Source organism: Microbacterium gilvum (assembly GCF_039543865.1).
Taxonomy (GTDB): domain Bacteria; phylum Actinomycetota; class Actinomycetes; order Actinomycetales; family Microbacteriaceae; genus Microbacterium; species Microbacterium gilvum.
The window spans coordinates 866,819-882,125 of record NZ_BAABKO010000001.1 but is presented as its reverse complement, the minus strand read 5'-3'; the positions used below and the strand labels follow the sequence as shown (position 1 = coordinate 882,125).

Below are 15,307 nucleotides of genomic sequence, written 5' to 3'. Positions count from 1 at the left end.
GGATGGTCGAACTCGTCGCTCCCGACACCCGTTTCCACCGCTCGTTCCTCTCGTCCCACGTCGAGTGGGACGGAGCGTGGCAGGACGGCGCGGGCCTCGCGGAGGGGGATCTGGTCGAGACGGCGCAGGGTTTCGAGCGCTGGGTGGCGCGCCTGAACGCCGCAGAGACGACCGCACCCGGCGAAGGGATGGTCACGTGCACGCACCGATGGATCGTCGATGGCGACGACTACCTCGGAGCCATCGCCTTCCGCCACGAGCTGACGCCGTTCCTCCTCGAGCAGGGAGGGCACATCGGCTACGGCGTGCGGCCGTCCGCGCGCCGCCGGGGTCTCGCCTCGTGGGCCCTGGGGGAGACGCTCGAGCTCGCCCGTGGGCGGGGATACGACCGGGTGCTCATCGTGTGCGACATCGACAACGTCGCCTCGCGCCGCACGATCGAGGGAGCCGGGGGCGTGCTGGAGGACGTCCGCGACACGGCGGACGGGAAGGCGATGCGCCGCTACTGGGTGACCCTCGCGTGATCGCGCGCGTCGCGGTCGCGGGTGGACCTGTGCTCGCGGCTGTCGCCGTGCTCGCGGCCGGTGTCGCGGCGGGCGAGGTCGTGAACCGGGTCGCGGCGCGTCGGGCGCTCGGGTCGCACGCCGAGGACGGCCGGACGGTCGTCGTCGCGCTCGGGTTCCGCAATGCGGGCGGGCGGATCAACGCCGTCAACCGCTGGCGCGTCCGTGCGGCTCTCGCCACCGCGGATCGCGACGACGCAGACCTGCTGGTCTTCTCCGGCGGCAGCCCGGGAGGGCGCATCGCCGAGGCCGACCTCATGGCCGCGTACGCGGGGGAGACCGGGAGGACCGTCGCGCGCGAGAGCGCGTCGCGCACGACATGGGAGAACCTGCTCTTCACGACCCCGTTCCTCGAGGGCGCCACGCGCATCGTGCTCGTGTCGAACCCGCTGCACGCGGAGCGCGCTCGACAGGATCTGCGTCGGCAGCGGCCGGACCTGGCCGACCGGCTCTCGCCTGCCGTCGACGTGCGCGACGGCGCCTGGATCGTGCTGCTGCCCCTCGCCGCGCTGTACGAGATCGCCGTGCGCGCCTGGTTCCGCGCGCGCGGCCCCCGTGTCCGCGCGCGGGCGTAGCATGGTCGCCATGTCCGCATCCTCCGGCCCCGACCCGAAGCCGCTGCTCCTGACGCCGCTCGACGGGGTGCTCGATGCCGCCCCCGCTTGCGTCGACGGGGTCTGCAGCTGGCAGGTGCCCGAGAAGGACTGACACGCCGCAGCTCGTCCCACGCAGAAGCGCCCCGCGATCGCGGGGCGCTTCTGCGTGGAGCGAGCGGTCAGTGCCCGGGGAAGCCGCCGGCCTCCTGATCCGCCGGCCGCCGCACGAAGAACGCGAGCACGACCGCGACGAGCGAGATGAGCGCCGCGATGAGGAACGCCATCCGCGCGCCGGGTGCACCCGCGACGGGTGTCGAGAGCCCTGCGGCCTCGCCCGCGTGCAGGATGCCCGAGTACGTCGCGATGAGGATCGCCACGCCCGCCGCGCCCGCGACCTGCTGCAGCGTGTTCAGCACGGCGGAGCCGTGGGAGTAGAGGTGCCGCTCGAGCGATCCGAGCGATGCCGAGAACAGCGGCGTGAACGACGCCGCCATGCCGACCGACATCGCCGTCTGCACGAGGATGAGCACCCACTCCGGCGTGTGCTCCGTCACGGTCGAGTAGAAGAACAGCGCTCCCGCGACGATGATCGTGCCGGGCACGAGCAGCGTCTTCGGGCCGCGGGCGTCGTAGATGCGGCCCATGAACGGGCCGAGCACGCCCATCAGCACCGATCCCGGCAGGAGGACGAGGCCCGACTGCAGAGCGTCGAGGCCGGCGACGTTCTGCAGGTACTGGGGCAGGAGCGTCAGCGTCCCGAACATCGACAGCGCGATGATCGACATGATGACGACGGACACCGTGAAGTTCGCCGAACGGAAGACGCGCAGGTCGAGGAGCGCGTCGTCGACCCGCTGCAGCACGAGCTGCCGCCACACGAACAGGGCGAGGAAGGCGACCCCCAGGACGAGCACGACGACGCCGACCGTCGTCGAGGACGAGGCGCCGTCCCCGCTGTGCCCGCCGAACTGGCTGAGCCCGTAGACGATGCCGCCGAACGCGAGAGCCGACAGGATGATCGACAGGACGTCGATGGGCGCCTTGCGCGTCTCGCCGAGGTTGGTCATCCACTTGCCGCCGACGACCAGCGCGACGATCGCGATCGGCAGGATGATGGCGAAGAGCCAGCGCCAGCTGAGCGTCTCGAGCACGGCGCCCGAGAGGGTGGGTCCGATGGCGGGAGCCAGCGAGATGACGAGGCCGACGCGGCCCATCATGCGCCCGCGCGAGTGCGCGGGGACGACGTTCATCATCGTCGTCATGAGGAGCGGCATCATGATGCCCGTTCCGAGTGCCTGGACGACGCGCCCCGCGAGCAGGAGCACGAATCCTGGCGCGACGAGGCAGACGAGCGTGCCGAGCGAGAACGCCGTCATGGCGGCGAGGAAGATCTGCCGCGTCGTGAAGCGCTGCAGCAGGAAGCCGGTGGTCGGGATGACGACGGCCATCGTCAGCATGAACGCGCTCGTCAGCCACTGGCCGAGCTCCGGGGCGAGACCGAGGTCCTCGTTGAGGTGCGGGATGGCGATGCCCATCGTCGTCTCGTTGAGGATGGCCACGAAGGCGGCGATGAGGAGGAGCCAGATGACCCTCATGCCGCGGGGATCGATCCCCTGCTGCTGCTGTGCGCGGATGGCGCCGGTGTCGGTGGACGTCATGAGGCTCCCGGGGAGAAGAGGTGGCGGATGCCGCGGCGGGCGCGAGGAGGAGAGGCGCCGGGGCGACGTTACAGCCTAACGGCGACATCCCGTCCGCCATTCCCGATCCGCCGCCCCTGCCGGAATGTATGCTCTTTGACATGAGTATGGGGAGAGTCATGGGCGGACCCGGACGCGGGGGGCCGCGGCCCATCGACGAGGCGGCGCAGCGCCGTGCCAACGCGGAGGCGCCGCGTGTCCCCGACCTCGGCGCGCGCGTCGTGCGGCTCTTCCGCCCGTACCGCGGCCGCATCGCGGTCACCGCCGGCCTCGTCGTCGTCGGCGCCGCGCTCGGGGTCGTGCCTCCGCTCGTCGTGCAGCGCGTGTTCGACGACGCGCTCTTCCCCGTCGACGGCGGCGCCGTCGACATCCCCCTCCTCGTCCGACTCGTCGCGATCATGATCGGCCTCTACCTGCTGAGCGCCGTCGTGGGGGTCGCGCAGACCTGGTTCACCTCGAACGTCGGGAACCGCGTGACGGGCGACCTGCGCGTGCGGATGTTCGACCACCTCCAGGCGATGGAGCTCGGCTTCTTCACGCGCACCAAGACGGGCGTCATCCAGTCGCGTCTGCAGAACGACGTCGGCGGGGTGTCGAGCGTCCTCACGAGCACCGTGACGGCCATCCTCGGGAACAGCGTGACGGTCGTCGCATCGCTCGTCGCCATGATCCTCATCGACTGGCGGCTGACGCTCATCGCCGTCGTCGTCATGCCCGTGCTCGTCATCGTGCAGAGGAGGGTGGGCCAGGTCCGCGCGCGCATCGCGGCCGAGACGCAGCAGTCGCTCTCCGAGCTGACCGCGATCACGCAGGAGACGCTGAGCGTCTCGGGCATCCTGCTCTCGAAGTCGTTCAACCGCCAGCGCACCGAGTCGGCGCGCTATGCCGACGAGAACGCCAACCAGATCCGCCTGCAGGTGCGCCAGGCGATGAGCGGGCAGGGTTTCTTCGCCGTCGTGCACGTCCTGATGGCCTCGGTGCCCGCTGTCATCTACCTCGTCGCGGGCTTCCTCCTCGCGGGGGAGAGCGGACTGCTCACGGCCGGCACGATCGTCGCCTTCACGAACGTGCAGGCCCGGCTGCTGCAGCCGCTCACGAGCCTCATGCGCATCGCGCTCGACGTGCAGACGTCGTTCGCGCTGTTCGCCCGCATCTTCGAGTACCTCGATCTCGAGCCGGCCATCCGAGACGCTCCCGACGCCGTCCCGGTCTCGGAGGCGCCCGGTCCTCTCGGGCGTGTGGAGTTCCGCGACGTGACGTTCCGCTATCCGGATGCGGCGCGCGAATCCGTTCCGACGCTGCGCGGAGTGTCGTTCACGGCCGAGCCGGGCTCGCACGTGGCGTTCGTCGGCCCGTCCGGTGCGGGGAAGACGACCGTCCTGTACCTCACGCCGCGGTTGTATGAGGCGGAGACAGGACGCGTGCTGTTCGCCGGGGCGGATGTCCGCTCGCTCACGCAGGAGTCGATCGTGGACGCCGTCGGCATCGTCTCGCAGGAGACGTACCTCTTCCACGCGACCGTCCGCGAGAACCTCCGGTACGCGCGGCCCGAGGCGACCGACGAGGAGATCGAACGCGCCTGCCGCCAGGCGAACATCCACCACGTCATCGCGGGCTTCGAGGACGGCTACGACACCGTCGTGGGGGAGCGCGGCTACCGGCTGTCGGGCGGCGAGAAGCAGCGCATCGCGATCGCGCGCGTGCTCCTGAAGGACCCGCCCGTCCTGCTCCTCGACGAGGCGACGAGCGCACTCGATACCGTGTCGGAGCGGATCGTGCAGGAGGCGCTCGAGAGCGCATCGCGCGGGCGCACGACGATCTCGATCGCGCACCGGCTGTCGACCGTCATCGACGCCGACGTCATCCACGTCGTCGAGGCGGGGCGCATCGTCGAGTCGGGCACGCACGCCGAGCTCGTCCTCGCGGGCGGGCTGTACGCGGAGCTCGCGGCCGAGCAGCTCGCGGCGACGCGCGCGCTCGAGGAGTGAGGTTCAGGCGCCGATCGCCGCACGGAGGTCGGCGAGCAGCGCCCGCGGGTCGTCGAGATCGGCCTGCGTCACGCTCACGTACGTCCATCCGAGCGCCTCGAGCCGGCGGCGCCGCGCGAGGTCCTTCCGCCACTGCGCCTTGTCGCGATGATGGTCGCCCTCGTACTCGATCGCCATGCGGAGCTCGGGCAGAGCGAGATCCACCCGCGCGACGAACGCGCCGGCAGAGTCGAGCACGCAAGGGGAGGCCCCAGAGGCGTGCGGCTGTGGTGTGGCTGAACGCGGAACCGGCGGGGAGCGTGAGCGCGATCGCCCGGCAGACGTCCACGAAGCTCCTCCGCGTGGCCGCCATCCTGACACCGTGGACGGGGCTCCACAGGTCGGCACCGCGTGCGCGGCGGGCCGAGACCTCGGGAGTCTCGGAGGGCCGGAACGGCCCGTGGCGAAGGTGGGCCGGCAGGTCGGACGGTCGTCTGCTCATGACGGCAGCCTGCGCCCCCGCGCACGGCTCGCCCGGGGTCGTCCACAGCCCTGTCGGTCGACGCGCCGGTTCTGCCGGCCGGTGCACGGGAGGACGGCGGGGCTGTTGCCACGAACGGTCGCCTCAGGCGGCGGATGGCGACGACATGCGGCAAGAGCCCCGGGTACTGGGGTCCCGGGAGGCGCCGGGTCGGGGGGAAAGGTGTCAGGAGGACAGGGCCTCCACCTCCGCGGCGAAGGCGGAGAGGAGGGGGGACAGGCGCGGGTCCAGGTGGACGATCTCGGCGAGACGGGGGATGTCCATCCGCAGGATCTGGCCCGCGCGGGCACGGCGCGCGGGCTCGTGCGCCGCGAGGGCCCGGAGCCCGTCGCGCATGGCCTGGAGGCATGCCTGGAACACCCGGGGGTCGGCCTCGCGCTGCGTGATGGACGTGCCGTCGGCCCGCACCCGCCACTGCACGACGACGTCGGGGACGACGTCGAACGCGCGCGCGGAGGTGTACATGCGCTGCGCGATCTCCTGGTCCTCGTAGAGCACTCCCTCCGGGAAGCGCAGCCCGTGGTCGCGCCAGAACGCGGTGCGCGACAGCTTGGACCACGCCACGATGTTGCCCGTCACCTCGGGATGCGCGTCGAGCGTCGTCGCGATGCGCCGGGGCGAGGTCGCCGCCGCGACCCAAGGCTGCACCTCGCCCGCACGGTAGCCGCCTCCCTCAGGGCGCAGGCGCACGTAGGCGCCCGCGACGAGGTCGCTCCCCGACGACTCCAGCGAGCCGACGAGCGTCTCGAGCGCACCTGGCATCATGACGTCGTCGGCGTCGAGGAATCCGACGTAGGCGGTGTCGACGAGGTCGAGGCCGGTGTTGCGCGCCGCGCCGAGGCCGCGCTGATGGTCGTGCGGCGCGAGGACGAAGCGGTCGTCCACCGCCGCGTACCGCGCGAAGATCTCGCCCGTGCCGTCGGTCGAGCCGTCGTCGACGAGGACGGCTCGCCACCCGCCGAACGTCTGCGCACGCAGCGAGTCGAGCGCAGCGGCGGCGAAGGGGGCGACATCCCACCCGGGGACGATGACGGTCGCGAGCGGGGGCACGGGACGAGGATATCGCCGCGACGCGGGCCGGGGACGCGTCAGGCGACCGCGCGCACCGCCGCGGCGACCGCATCGGCGACGTCGTCGAGCGGGCGGCTGTGCCCGTGCGCCAGGGTGAAGCGCACGGACGTCTGCGCGACCTCGGGCGGCACGCCCATCGCGACGAGCACATGCGACGGCTCGTCCGATCCGGCGGCGCACGCCGAGCCGCTCGACGACACCACGCCGCGGCGCTCCAGCTCGAGCAGAACGGCCTCCCCGCTCGTGCCCGCGAACGTGAAGCTCGCACTGCCCGGCAGGCGCCGCGCCGGATGCCCCGTGAGCCGGGCGGAGGGGATGAGCGAGAGCACGCGCGCCACGAAGTCGTCGCGGATGGCGGCGACCCGGCGCACGCACTCCTCGCGCTCGTCCTCGGCGAGCTCGAGGGCGCGCGCCATCGCCACCGCGAGCGCGGCCGATTCCGTGCCGCTCCGGCGGCCGCGCTGCTGACCGCCGCCGTGGACGAGGGGCTCGAGCGGGATCCGCCCCCGGATGGCGAGCACGCCCACCCCCTTCGGCGCGCCGACCTTGTGCCCCGCGAGCGAGAGGGCGTCGGCGCCCGTCGACCGCAGGTCGAGCCATCCTGCGGCCTGCACCGCGTCGAGATGGAGCGGGACGGCGACGTCCGGCACGATCTGCACGGTGCCGACCTCGTTGTTCGCGAGACCCATCGACACGAGGGACGTGTCGGGCCGGATGGCCGCGGCGAGCTCGTCCGCCGACGCCGCGCCGTCGCCATCCACCCCGACGACCGTCGCCTCGATGCCGTGGAAGCGCGCCAGGTAGGCCGCGGACTCGAGGATCGACTCGTGCTCGACGGCGGTCGTCACGATGTGCCGCGCACCGCGATGGGCGAGCGCGGCGAGCGCGACGCCCTTGACGGCGAGGTTGTTGGCCTCCGTGCCGCCGGAGGTGAAGACGACGTCTCCCCGGCGCATGCCGAGGACGCCGGCGATGCGCGAACGGGCGTCTTCGACCGCAGCCGCCGCCCGCTCGCCGACCGTGTGGCGGCTCGCCGGGTTGCCGTAGTCGCGCGTCAGGTACGGTGCCATGGCCTCGAGCACCTCGGGGCGAATGGGGCCGGTGGCGGCGTTGTCGAGGTAGAGCACGTCAGCGCACGCGGAGATCGAGCCCGAGGTCGACGGCGGGCGCCGAATGGGTCAGGGCGCCCACCGACACGACGTCGACGCCCGTCTCGGCGATCGCCCGCACCGTCTCGAGGCTCACGCCCCCCGACGCCTCCACGACCGCGCGCCCCGCGACCAGCGCGACCCCTTCGCGGAGCGCGGCGAGCGGGAAGTTGTCGAGCATGATCGTGTCGACACCCGCCGCGAGCACGGGCTCGATCTGGTCGATGCGGTCGACCTCCACCTCGACGTGCACGGTATGGCCGAGCCTGGCCATCCCCGCGCGCAGCGCGGTCGTGAGGTCGTCGCCGTCGAGGACCGCGAGGTGGTTGTCCTTCGCCATGACGGCGTCCGAGAGCGAGAAGCGGTGGTTCGAGCCGCCGCCCGAGCGCACGGCGTGCCGCTCGAAGGCGCGCAGGCCCGGCGTCGTCTTGCGCGTGTCGGCGATGCGCGCGCCCGTCCCCGCCACCTCGGCGACGTAGCGCGCCGTGAGCGTCGCGATGCCGGACATCCGCTGCGTGAAGTTGAGGGCGACGCGTTCGGCCGTGAGGACACCGCGCGCGGGACCGGCGACGCGTGCGAGCACCGTCCCCTCGGCGAAGCGCGAGCCGTCGTCGACGAGCACGTCGACGCCGATGCGGGAGTCGACAAGGCCGAAGGCGGCCTCGAACACCTCACCGCCGCTGAGGACGCCGGCCTCGCGCGCGACCAGTGCCGCCTCCGCTGTCGCGTGCGCGGGGACGAAGGCCTCGCTCGTGAGGTCGCCCCACGGCGCGTCCTCGTCGAGGGCGGCGCGCACGGCGCGGTCGATGGCGGATCGGGTCAGCATGGTGCTCCTGCCGTGGCGAGGGCCGGTTCGGGTGCGGGGCGGACGGCGTCTGCGCGATGGTGCGCGCCGGCCGACGCCGTGCGTGCGAGGGCCGCGCTCGCGGCCAGGGCGCCGACGTGCACGAGGGCGGCGTCCTCGTGCGCGCGGGGTGTGCGGGGGGCGGGAAGCGCGGCGTCCCACGCCGACAGGACTCCCGCCGCATGCATCAGCCGTGCCCCGTCGCGGACGAGGCCGACCTCGTCCCACATCAGCCGCTGCAGCGCCTCGCGCGAGAACGGGGGCGCATCGGGATCGGGCGGGACGGGCGCGCCCCGGTCGGATGGCCCCGGCGCGCTCGCCGCGGTCGAGTCGGCGAGCACGGCGGCCGCGCGGGCGCCGAAGACGGCCCCCTCCAGCAGCGAGTTCGAGGCGAGCCGGTTGGCGCCGTGGACGCCCGTGCGCGCGCACTCGCCGACGGCGAGAAGCCCCGCGCGCGTCGTCCGTCCGTGGAGGTCGGTGGCCACGCCCCCCATGAGGTAGTGCGCGGCGGGGGTGACGGGCACGGCCGTCTCCGCCCAGTCGAACCCGCGCGCCGCGACGGCCGCCGTGATCGTGGGGAAGCGGGCCGCGAGCGCCGCCCTGCCGAGCGCGGTCGCATCGAGGAGCACAGGGCGGCCTCCCTGCTCGGCCATCCGCCGGGCGATGGAGCGCGCGACGACGTCGCGCGGGGCGAGCTCGCCGTCGGGATGGTCGTCGAAGGCGAAGCGGCGACCGGTCTCGTCGACGAGCACGGCGCCCTCGCCGCGCACCGCCTCGGAGACGAGGAACGGCGCGCCGGCGGCGAGCACCGTGGGATGGAACTGGACGAACTCGAGATCGGCGACCGCGGCACCCGCGCGCGACGCCGCGGCGATGCCGTCGCCCGTGGCGAGCGCGGGGTTCGTCGTGCGGGAGTAGAGCCGGCCAGCGCCGCCCGTCGCGAGCACGACGGCGTCCGCGCGCAGCTCGCGGACCTCCCCGCCCGCGATGACGCGCACCCCGCCGATGCGGTCGCCGTCGTCGACGAGGTCGATGAGACGGGCGTGCTCGAGGATGCGCGCGCGCGACGCCCGTGCGGCGGCGACGAGCACCTCCTCGATGGCGCGGCCGGTGGCATCCCCGCCCGCGTGCAGGATGCGGGCATGCGAGTGCGCGGCCTCCAGGCCCATGCGGAGCGCGCCATCGGCGTCGCGGTCGAAGGCGACGCCGAGCGCGATGAGCTCGCGCACGCGACCAGGGCCTTCCGAGGCGAGGACGCGGACGGCATCCTCGTCGCACAGGCCGTCGCCCGCGCGCAGCGTGTCGGCGACGTGCGCCTCGACGCTGTCGCCGCGCGTCAGCACGGCGGCGATGCCGCCCTGCGCCCATCGGGTCGCGGTGTCGGCGAGCGCGCCCTTCGCGACGATCGTGACGTCGACGCCCGCGCGCACGGCATGGAGTGCGGCAGAGAGGCCGGCGATGCCGCTCCCGACGATGATCGCGCTCGTCATGATCCGGCCGGCCGCGCAGCGAGCATGCGCTCGAGCGCGATGCGCGCGGGCGCGGTGACGGATGCGTCCACCGAGATGCGGTTGACGACGCGTCCGGCCACGAGCTCCTCGAGCACCCAGGCGAGGTAGCCGGGGTGGATGCGGTACATCGTCGAGCACGGGCAGACGACGGGGTCGAGGCAGAAGATCTCGTGCTGCGGATGCTCGGCCGCGAGCCGTTGCACGAGGTTGATCTCGGTGCCGATGGCGAACGTCGTCGGCTCCGTCGCGGCGAGGATGGCCTTGCGGATGTAGTCGGTCGACCCCGCCTCGTCCGCGGCGTCGACGACCTCCATGGGGCACTCGGGGTGCACGATGACGCGCACGCCGGGGTGCTCCGCGCGCGCCTGCGCGATCTGCGCTGGCGTGAAGCGGCGGTGGACGGAGCAGAACCCGTGCCACAGGATGACGGCGCTGTCGCGCAGCGTCTGCTCTGTCGAGCCGCCGAGGGGGCGCCGGGGGTTCCACATCGGCATCCGGTCGAGCGGCACGCCCATGGCCTTCGCGGTGTTCCGCCCGAGGTGCTGGTCGGGGAAGAAGAGCACGCGGCGGCCGCGGGCGAACGCCCACTCCAGCACGGTGCTCGCGTTCGACGAGGTGCAGACGATGCCGCCGTGTCGGCCCACGAATCCCTTGATGGCGGCCGACGAGTTCATGTACGTCACGGGGACGACCGGCACGAGCCCGTCGGCATCCGGCGCGTCGAGCGGCCCGAGCACGTCCTCGAGCTGCTCCCAGCACTCCTCGACCTGGTCGATGTCGGCCATGTCGGCCATGGAGCACCCCGCGGCGAGGTTCGGCAGGATGACCGCCTGCTCGGTGCCGGAGAGCATGTCGGCTGTCTCGGCCATGAAGTGCACCCCGCAGAAGACGATCGCCTCCGCGGCGGGATGGGCGAGGGCGGCGTTCGCGAGCTGGAAGGAGTCGCCCACGTAGTCGGCGTGCTGCACGACTTCGTCGCGCTGGTAGAAGTGGCCGAGCACCACGACACGGTCGCCGAGCGCCGCCTTCGCCGCGCGGATGCGGTCGTGGAGCTCTGCCTCCGGTGCCTCCCGGTAGGCGCGGGGGAGCTCGCCCTGGCGGGGGGCGCCCGTGGGGATCACATCTGCCATGGAGGCACCGGGTCCGTAGCCCTCCTCGACGTCGAACGCCCACGGCCCGTCGGCGAGGTCGGTCGAGCAGGTCGAACCCGCGGCGGCGCCCGACAGGATGGCGCGGATGCCGTGGTCGACGCTGGGGTCGACGGGGCGCGGCGAGAGGGCGACGGAGGTGGCGGCCATGGGAACCCCGTTCGGGTCGGTGTGACTCTAAGTCGGACGAACCGAGTTTAAGTCACTCTGACCACAATGGCGACCGGAGTGCGAGAGGGCGGCGGGGAGAGCCTCAGGCGTCGCCGAGGGGCCCGCGGTCGGCGAGCTCCACGTCGGAGTTGTAGCGGAAGAGCCGCGCGGGGCGGTGCTTGCCCGTGCGGAACGACTCGGTCGGGATGAGGGACTCCGAGCCCTCCAGGAGGCGGCGGAAGTTCGAGGGGTCGAGGCGCCGGCCGAGCACGGCCTCGTAGACCTCGCGCAGCTCGGTGAGGGTGAACTCGTCGGGAAGCAGACCGTGGGCGATGCGGCTGTAGCCGACCTTGTTGCGCAGGCGCCAGAGCGCGTACGCGACGATCCGGTTGTGGTCGAACGCGAGCGCGGGGAGGTCGTCGACGTCGAACCACTCGACGTTCTCGGGCGCGCCCTCCGCGGCGCGCTGGGCGTCGACGAGATCGGAGCGGAGCAGGGCCCAGTACACGACCGACACGACCCGGGTGGGGGAGCGGTCGACGTCTCCGAAGGCGTAGAGCTGCTCGAGGTAGCTGGGGCTGAGGGCCGTCGTCTCCGCGAGGGTCCGCGATGCGGCGTCGTCGAGCCCCTCCGCGGCGTCGAGCCAGCCGCCCGGCAGCGCCCACTGGTCTCGGAACGGCTCCCGCGTACGCCGCACGAGCGGGATCATGAGCGCATCCGCCCCCGGTCGCGCGCGCAGCGAGAAGATCGCCGTCGAGACGGCGACGCGGATGGCGGCGGGCGTCGGGTCGGGCGTCACCCTCCGAGCGTATATGCTCGCTTCCCAGTGACACGGGGTGTCCCGACCGGGACTGAGATCACACCCGTACGCACCTGATCTCGTTAGAACGAGCGGAGGGATGTCGCTGATGAGTGACGCATACGCACCGGTGCTCGCGAGCGTGAGGGAGTCGTCTCCGCTCGTGCAGTGCCTCACCAATTCCGTCGTCGTGAACGTCACGGCCAACGCGCTCCTCGCGGTGGGCGCCGCGCCCGTGATGGCCGACGTCCCCGAGGAGGCGGGCGAATGCGCGGCGGTCGCGTCGGCCGTGCTCGTGAACCTCGGCACGCCGACCGCGGAGCAGCGCGAGGCGATGCTCGCCGCGGCGTCGTCGGCGCACCTCGCCGGCGTGCCCTGGGTGCTCGACCCCGTCGGAGTGGGCGCGCTCGGGATGCGCACGGCGTTCGCGCAGCGCCTGCTCGATCTCGAGCCGACGGCCGTGCGCGGGAACGCCTCGGAGATCCGCGCGCTCGCGGGCGTCGGAGCGGGCGGTCGCGGCGTGGACGCCGCCGACGACGTCGACGCGGCGCTGGACGCCGCGCGGGAGATCGCCCAGCGGACCGGCGCCGTCGTGGCGGTCTCCGGCCCCGTCGACGCCGTCGTCGCGGTCCGCCGGGTCGCGCGGATCCACGGCGGCAGCGCGCTCCTCACGCGCATCACGGGCGGCGGATGCTCGCTCGGCGCCGTCACCGCCGCGTGCATCGCGGCGGCGGGCGACGCGTTCGCCGGCGCCGTGGCCGCGCACGCACTGTACGCGGCGGCCTCGGAGCGCGCCGCGGCGGCGTCGGACGGTCCCGGCTCGTTCGGATGGCGCTTCCTCGACGCGCTCGACGCCGTCTCGCCCTCCGATCTCGCCGCCGTGCGCGTCGACGAGACCACGGCGGTGCGCGGATGAGGCGCGCGTTCGACCCCTCCGTCTACCTGGTCGCCGACGCCGCGTCGGTCGGCGACCGTCCCGTCGCCGACATCGTGGCGGCCGCCGTGGACGGCGGCGTGTCGGCCGTGCAGATCCGCGGCAAGGAGCTCTCGGCGGCCGAGCTGCTGCGCGTCGTGGAGGAGGCGGCCCTGCACATGGCCGGCCGGGCGACCCTCCTCGTGAACGACCGCGTCGACGTCTTCCTCGCCGCCCGGGCGGCGGGCGCCGCCGTCGACGGCGTGCACATCGGTCAGAGCGACCTGCCGGCGGGGCGCGTGCGCGATCTCGTCGGGCCCGACGCCGTCGTGGGGCTCAGCGCGAGCCTCGCATCGCAGCTGCCGGCGCTGCGCGGCCTGCCATCGGGGACGGTCGACTACCTGGGCGTCGGCGCCGTCCGCCCCACGCCCACGAAGAAGGACCATCCGGCACCGCTCGGGTGGGACGGCTTCGCGGCGTTCGCCGCGCTCGTCCCCGACATCCCGTGCGTCGCGATCGGCGGGGTGGGGCCGGGCGACGCCGCCGACGCGCGCCGCGCCGGTGCGGCGGGCATCGCCGTCGTCCGCGCGATCTGCGCGGCGACGCGGCCGGCGGAGGCGGCGGCCGCGCTGCGGGTCGAGTGGGCCGATGCGGGGGCCGGCGCGTGAGCCGCGTCGCGAACGTGCTGTCGATCGCCGGCTCCGATCCGTCCGGCGGGGCGGGCGTGCAGGCCGATCTGAAGACGATCCTCGCCTGCGGCGGCTACGGGATGGCGGCCGTCACGGCCCTCACGGCGCAGAACACGCGCGGCGTCTCGGCCGTGCACACGCCGCCCTCGTCGTTCCTGCGGGCGCAGCTCGACGCCGTCGCGGCCGACGTGCGCATCGACGCCGTCAAGATCGGCATGCTGGGAACCGCCGAGGTGATCGCCGAGACGGCCGCATGGCTGAGCGCGCTCCCGGCACGTCCCGTCGTCGTGCTCGATCCCGTCATGGTCGCCACGAGCGGCGACCGCCTCATCGACGCCGAGGCCGAGCGGGCGCTGCACGACCTGTTCGCACTCGTCGACGTCGTCACCCCGAACCTGCCCGAGCTCGCCGTGCTCGTCGGGGGCGCGGTCGCGAGCTCCTGGCCGGACGCGCTCGACCAGGCCGCAGAGCTCGCGCGCAGACACGGCGTGCGCGTGCTCGCGAAGGGCGGCCACCTCGACGGCCCCGACTGCCCCGATGCGCTCGTCGCGCCGGACGGGAGCTCGACGACCTTCCCCGGGGCGCGCATCGCCACGACGAGCACGCACGGCACGGGCTGCTCGCTCTCGGCCGCACTCGCGACGATGCAGGCGCGCACGGGCGACTGGGGATGGTCGGCGCGCCTCGCGAGGGACTGGCTGCGGCGGGCGATCGCGGAGGCCGACGCGCTCGAGGTCGGCGGCGGCCACGGACCGCTGCATCACGGCGCAGCGCTGTGGGCGGGAGACGCGCCGCCCCGTCGCGATGCCGAGCTCGACGCCTGGTGGGACGACATCGCCGCGCTGCGCGCCGGCATCGACGACGTCTGGTTCGTCGCCGCTCTCGGCGACGGAACCCTCGACGAGGCCGACTTCGCCCACTATCTCGCGCAGGACTCGCTGTACCTGCGCGGATACGCCCGGGTGCTCAGCCGTGCTGCCGCCCTCGCGCCGACCCTGGAGGAGCAGGCGTTCTGGGCGGGCTCGGCGCACACGTGCCTCGAGACCGAGCTCTCGCTGCACCGCGCCCGCGTCGGCGACGAACCCGCCGAGGAGAGCGCGGAGACCGCGGCGTACCTCTCGCATCTGCGCGCCGCATCGGGGGATCATGCGACGCTCGTCGCGGCGCTGCTGCCCTGCTTCTGGCTCTATCAGGACGTCGCCGAGCGGCTCGCGGCGCGCCGGCGTCCCGGGCATCCGTACGCGGACTGGCTGGAGATGTACGCGTCGGACGCCTTCGCGCTCTCCACGCAGGAGGCCATCCGCTGGACCCAGCGCGCCGCGCACGGCGCCGACGATGCGGCGCTCGCGCGGATGCGCGCGGCCTTCCTCGCCTCTGCGCGGCACGAGTTGGCGTTCTTCGCGCAGCGCCGGCCGTCGCATCGGTAACGCGCCGGAAACCCGCTGGCGCTATCATCGGGATCACAACCGAACAGACCGTCCACCCGTCACGGGAGAACGCGGCCTCGCGCCGCTGCCGTAGGAGCAAGTCCCTCCCGGAATCTCTCAGGCCCACGTACCGTGTCGGCAGGTCACTCTGGAAAGCGGCGCCCGAGCGCCCGCCGACGGGGCAAGCGGCGCGCCGCGGAAACTCTCAGGCACCATGACAGAGCGGGAGGAACTCACCGCATC

15 protein-coding genes and 3 riboswitches are annotated in these 15,307 nt (G+C 73.5%); of the genes, 7 read left to right on the top strand and 8 right to left on the bottom strand.

The features are described 5' to 3' along the window. Positions 1 to 2 precede the first annotated feature (2 nt). The 3 genes from ABD998_RS04465 to ABD998_RS04455 are packed head-to-tail and all read left to right on the top strand — an operon-like array spanning position 3 to position 1,271. Positions 3 to 524, top strand: coding sequence for a GNAT family N-acetyltransferase (locus ABD998_RS04465; RefSeq protein ID WP_345436328.1), 522 nt, complete (start codon positions 3 to 5; stop codon positions 522 to 524). Beyond that, a complete protein-coding gene (locus tag ABD998_RS04460) occupies positions 521 to 1,138 on the top strand; it encodes a YdcF family protein (protein ID WP_345436326.1) in 618 nt (205 codons plus the stop codon). The genes ABD998_RS04465 and ABD998_RS04460 overlap by 4 nt, the downstream gene beginning before the upstream one ends. A 10-nt stretch (positions 1,139 to 1,148) precedes the next feature. Then, positions 1,149 to 1,271 (top strand): hypothetical protein, encoded by a 123-nt coding sequence (locus ABD998_RS04455; RefSeq protein WP_345436324.1) that lies wholly within the window; start codon positions 1,149 to 1,151, stop codon positions 1,269 to 1,271. A gap of 67 nt (positions 1,272 to 1,338) precedes the next feature. Here ABD998_RS04455 and ABD998_RS04450 read toward each other — a convergent pair whose 3' ends face one another. After that, the gene (locus ABD998_RS04450; protein WP_345436322.1) at positions 1,339 to 2,817 is read right to left on the bottom strand and encodes an MDR family MFS transporter; all 1,479 of its coding nucleotides are present in this window, start codon (positions 2,815 to 2,817) and stop codon (positions 1,339 to 1,341) included. A gap of 158 nt (positions 2,818 to 2,975) precedes the next feature. On the opposite strand from ABD998_RS04450, the gene ABD998_RS04445 reads away from it, so the two are divergent. Then, entirely contained in the window at positions 2,976 to 4,844 is a 1,869-nt protein-coding gene (locus tag ABD998_RS04445) for an ABC transporter ATP-binding protein (RefSeq protein WP_345436928.1), read from the top strand. 3 nt (positions 4,845 to 4,847) lie between these two features. On the opposite strand, the gene ABD998_RS04440 is transcribed toward ABD998_RS04445, so the two are convergent. The 7 genes from ABD998_RS04440 to ABD998_RS04410 all read right to left on the bottom strand — a co-directional run bounded on the left by ABD998_RS04440 (position 4,848) and on the right by ABD998_RS04410 (position 12,035). Further along, the gene (locus tag ABD998_RS04440) at positions 4,848 to 5,081 is read right to left on the bottom strand and encodes a hypothetical protein (protein ID WP_345436320.1); all 234 of its coding nucleotides are present in this window, start codon (positions 5,079 to 5,081) and stop codon (positions 4,848 to 4,850) included. Between the two features lie 448 nt (positions 5,082 to 5,529). After that, on the bottom strand, positions 5,530 to 6,414 hold the full coding sequence (locus ABD998_RS04435; protein WP_345436318.1) for a glycosyltransferase family 2 protein: 885 nt from the start codon (positions 6,412 to 6,414) through the stop codon (positions 5,530 to 5,532). Between the two features lie 38 nt (positions 6,415 to 6,452). Continuing rightward, positions 6,453 to 7,562 (bottom strand): cysteine desulfurase family protein, encoded by a 1,110-nt coding sequence (locus ABD998_RS04430; RefSeq protein ID WP_345436316.1) that lies wholly within the window; start codon positions 7,560 to 7,562, stop codon positions 6,453 to 6,455. Between the two features lies 1 nt (position 7,563). Beyond that, positions 7,564 to 8,409, bottom strand: coding sequence for a carboxylating nicotinate-nucleotide diphosphorylase (nadC, locus tag ABD998_RS04425; RefSeq protein WP_345436314.1), 846 nt, complete (start codon positions 8,407 to 8,409; stop codon positions 7,564 to 7,566). Then, on the bottom strand, positions 8,403 to 9,917 hold the full coding sequence (gene nadB / locus ABD998_RS04420; RefSeq protein WP_345436312.1) for an L-aspartate oxidase: 1,515 nt from the start codon (positions 9,915 to 9,917) through the stop codon (positions 8,403 to 8,405). Before nadB ends, nadC begins: the two co-directional genes overlap by 7 nt. Continuing rightward, positions 9,914 to 11,236, bottom strand: coding sequence for a quinolinate synthase NadA (nadA, locus tag ABD998_RS04415; RefSeq protein WP_345436310.1), 1,323 nt, complete (start codon positions 11,234 to 11,236; stop codon positions 9,914 to 9,916). The genes nadB and nadA overlap by 4 nt, the downstream gene beginning before the upstream one ends. A 103-nt stretch (positions 11,237 to 11,339) precedes the next feature. Continuing rightward, the gene (locus tag ABD998_RS04410; protein ID WP_425562936.1) at positions 11,340 to 12,035 is read right to left on the bottom strand and encodes an NUDIX hydrolase; all 696 of its coding nucleotides are present in this window, start codon (positions 12,033 to 12,035) and stop codon (positions 11,340 to 11,342) included. 23 nt (positions 12,036 to 12,058) lie between these two features. After that, positions 12,059 to 12,153: riboswitch (TPP riboswitch) on the top strand. On the opposite strand from ABD998_RS04410, the gene thiM reads away from it, so the two are divergent. From thiM to thiD, 3 genes are all read left to right on the top strand, one after another. After that, entirely contained in the window at positions 12,145 to 12,951 is an 807-nt protein-coding gene (gene thiM / locus ABD998_RS04405) for a hydroxyethylthiazole kinase (protein WP_345436308.1), read from the top strand. Its footprint overlaps the riboswitch before it by 9 nt. After that, positions 12,948 to 13,616 (top strand): thiamine phosphate synthase, encoded by a 669-nt coding sequence (thiE, locus tag ABD998_RS04400; protein WP_345436305.1) that lies wholly within the window; start codon positions 12,948 to 12,950, stop codon positions 13,614 to 13,616. The genes thiM and thiE overlap by 4 nt, the downstream gene beginning before the upstream one ends. Then, complete coding sequence (gene thiD, locus ABD998_RS04395; protein ID WP_345436303.1) at positions 13,613 to 15,064, top strand: bifunctional hydroxymethylpyrimidine kinase/phosphomethylpyrimidine kinase; 1,452 nt, start codon at positions 13,613 to 13,615, stop codon at positions 15,062 to 15,064. Before thiE ends, thiD begins: the two co-directional genes overlap by 4 nt. A 52-nt stretch (positions 15,065 to 15,116) precedes the next feature. Next, positions 15,117 to 15,207: riboswitch (glycine riboswitch) on the top strand. Next, positions 15,208 to 15,292: riboswitch (glycine riboswitch) on the top strand. The last annotated feature ends 15 nt before the right edge of the window (positions 15,293 to 15,307 follow it).

What these genes read in the sequence shown, in the direction of transcription:
- thiE (WP_345436305.1), top strand. Translation starts at nt 12,948, where the DNA reads ATGAGGCGCGCGTTCGACCCCTCCGTCTACCTGGTCGCCGACGCCGCG.
- nadC (WP_345436314.1), bottom strand. Translation starts at nt 8,409, where the DNA reads ATGCTGACCCGATCCGCCATCGACCGCGCCGTGCGCGCCGCCCTCGAC.
- ABD998_RS04445 (WP_345436928.1), top strand. Translation starts at nt 2,976, where the DNA reads ATGGGCGGACCCGGACGCGGGGGGCCGCGGCCCATCGACGAGGCGGCG.
- nadA (WP_345436310.1), bottom strand. Translation starts at nt 11,236, where the DNA reads ATGGCCGCCACCTCCGTCGCCCTCTCGCCGCGCCCCGTCGACCCCAGC.
- ABD998_RS04465 (WP_345436328.1), top strand. Translation starts at nt 3, where the DNA reads ATGGTCGAACTCGTCGCTCCCGACACCCGTTTCCACCGCTCGTTCCTC.
- ABD998_RS04455 (WP_345436324.1), top strand. Translation starts at nt 1,149, where the DNA reads ATGTCCGCATCCTCCGGCCCCGACCCGAAGCCGCTGCTCCTGACGCCG.
- ABD998_RS04450 (WP_345436322.1), bottom strand. Translation starts at nt 2,817, where the DNA reads ATGACGTCCACCGACACCGGCGCCATCCGCGCACAGCAGCAGCAGGGG.
- thiM (WP_345436308.1), top strand. Translation starts at nt 12,145, where the DNA reads ATGAGTGACGCATACGCACCGGTGCTCGCGAGCGTGAGGGAGTCGTCT.
- nadB (WP_345436312.1), bottom strand. Translation starts at nt 9,917, where the DNA reads ATGACGAGCGCGATCATCGTCGGGAGCGGCATCGCCGGCCTCTCTGCC.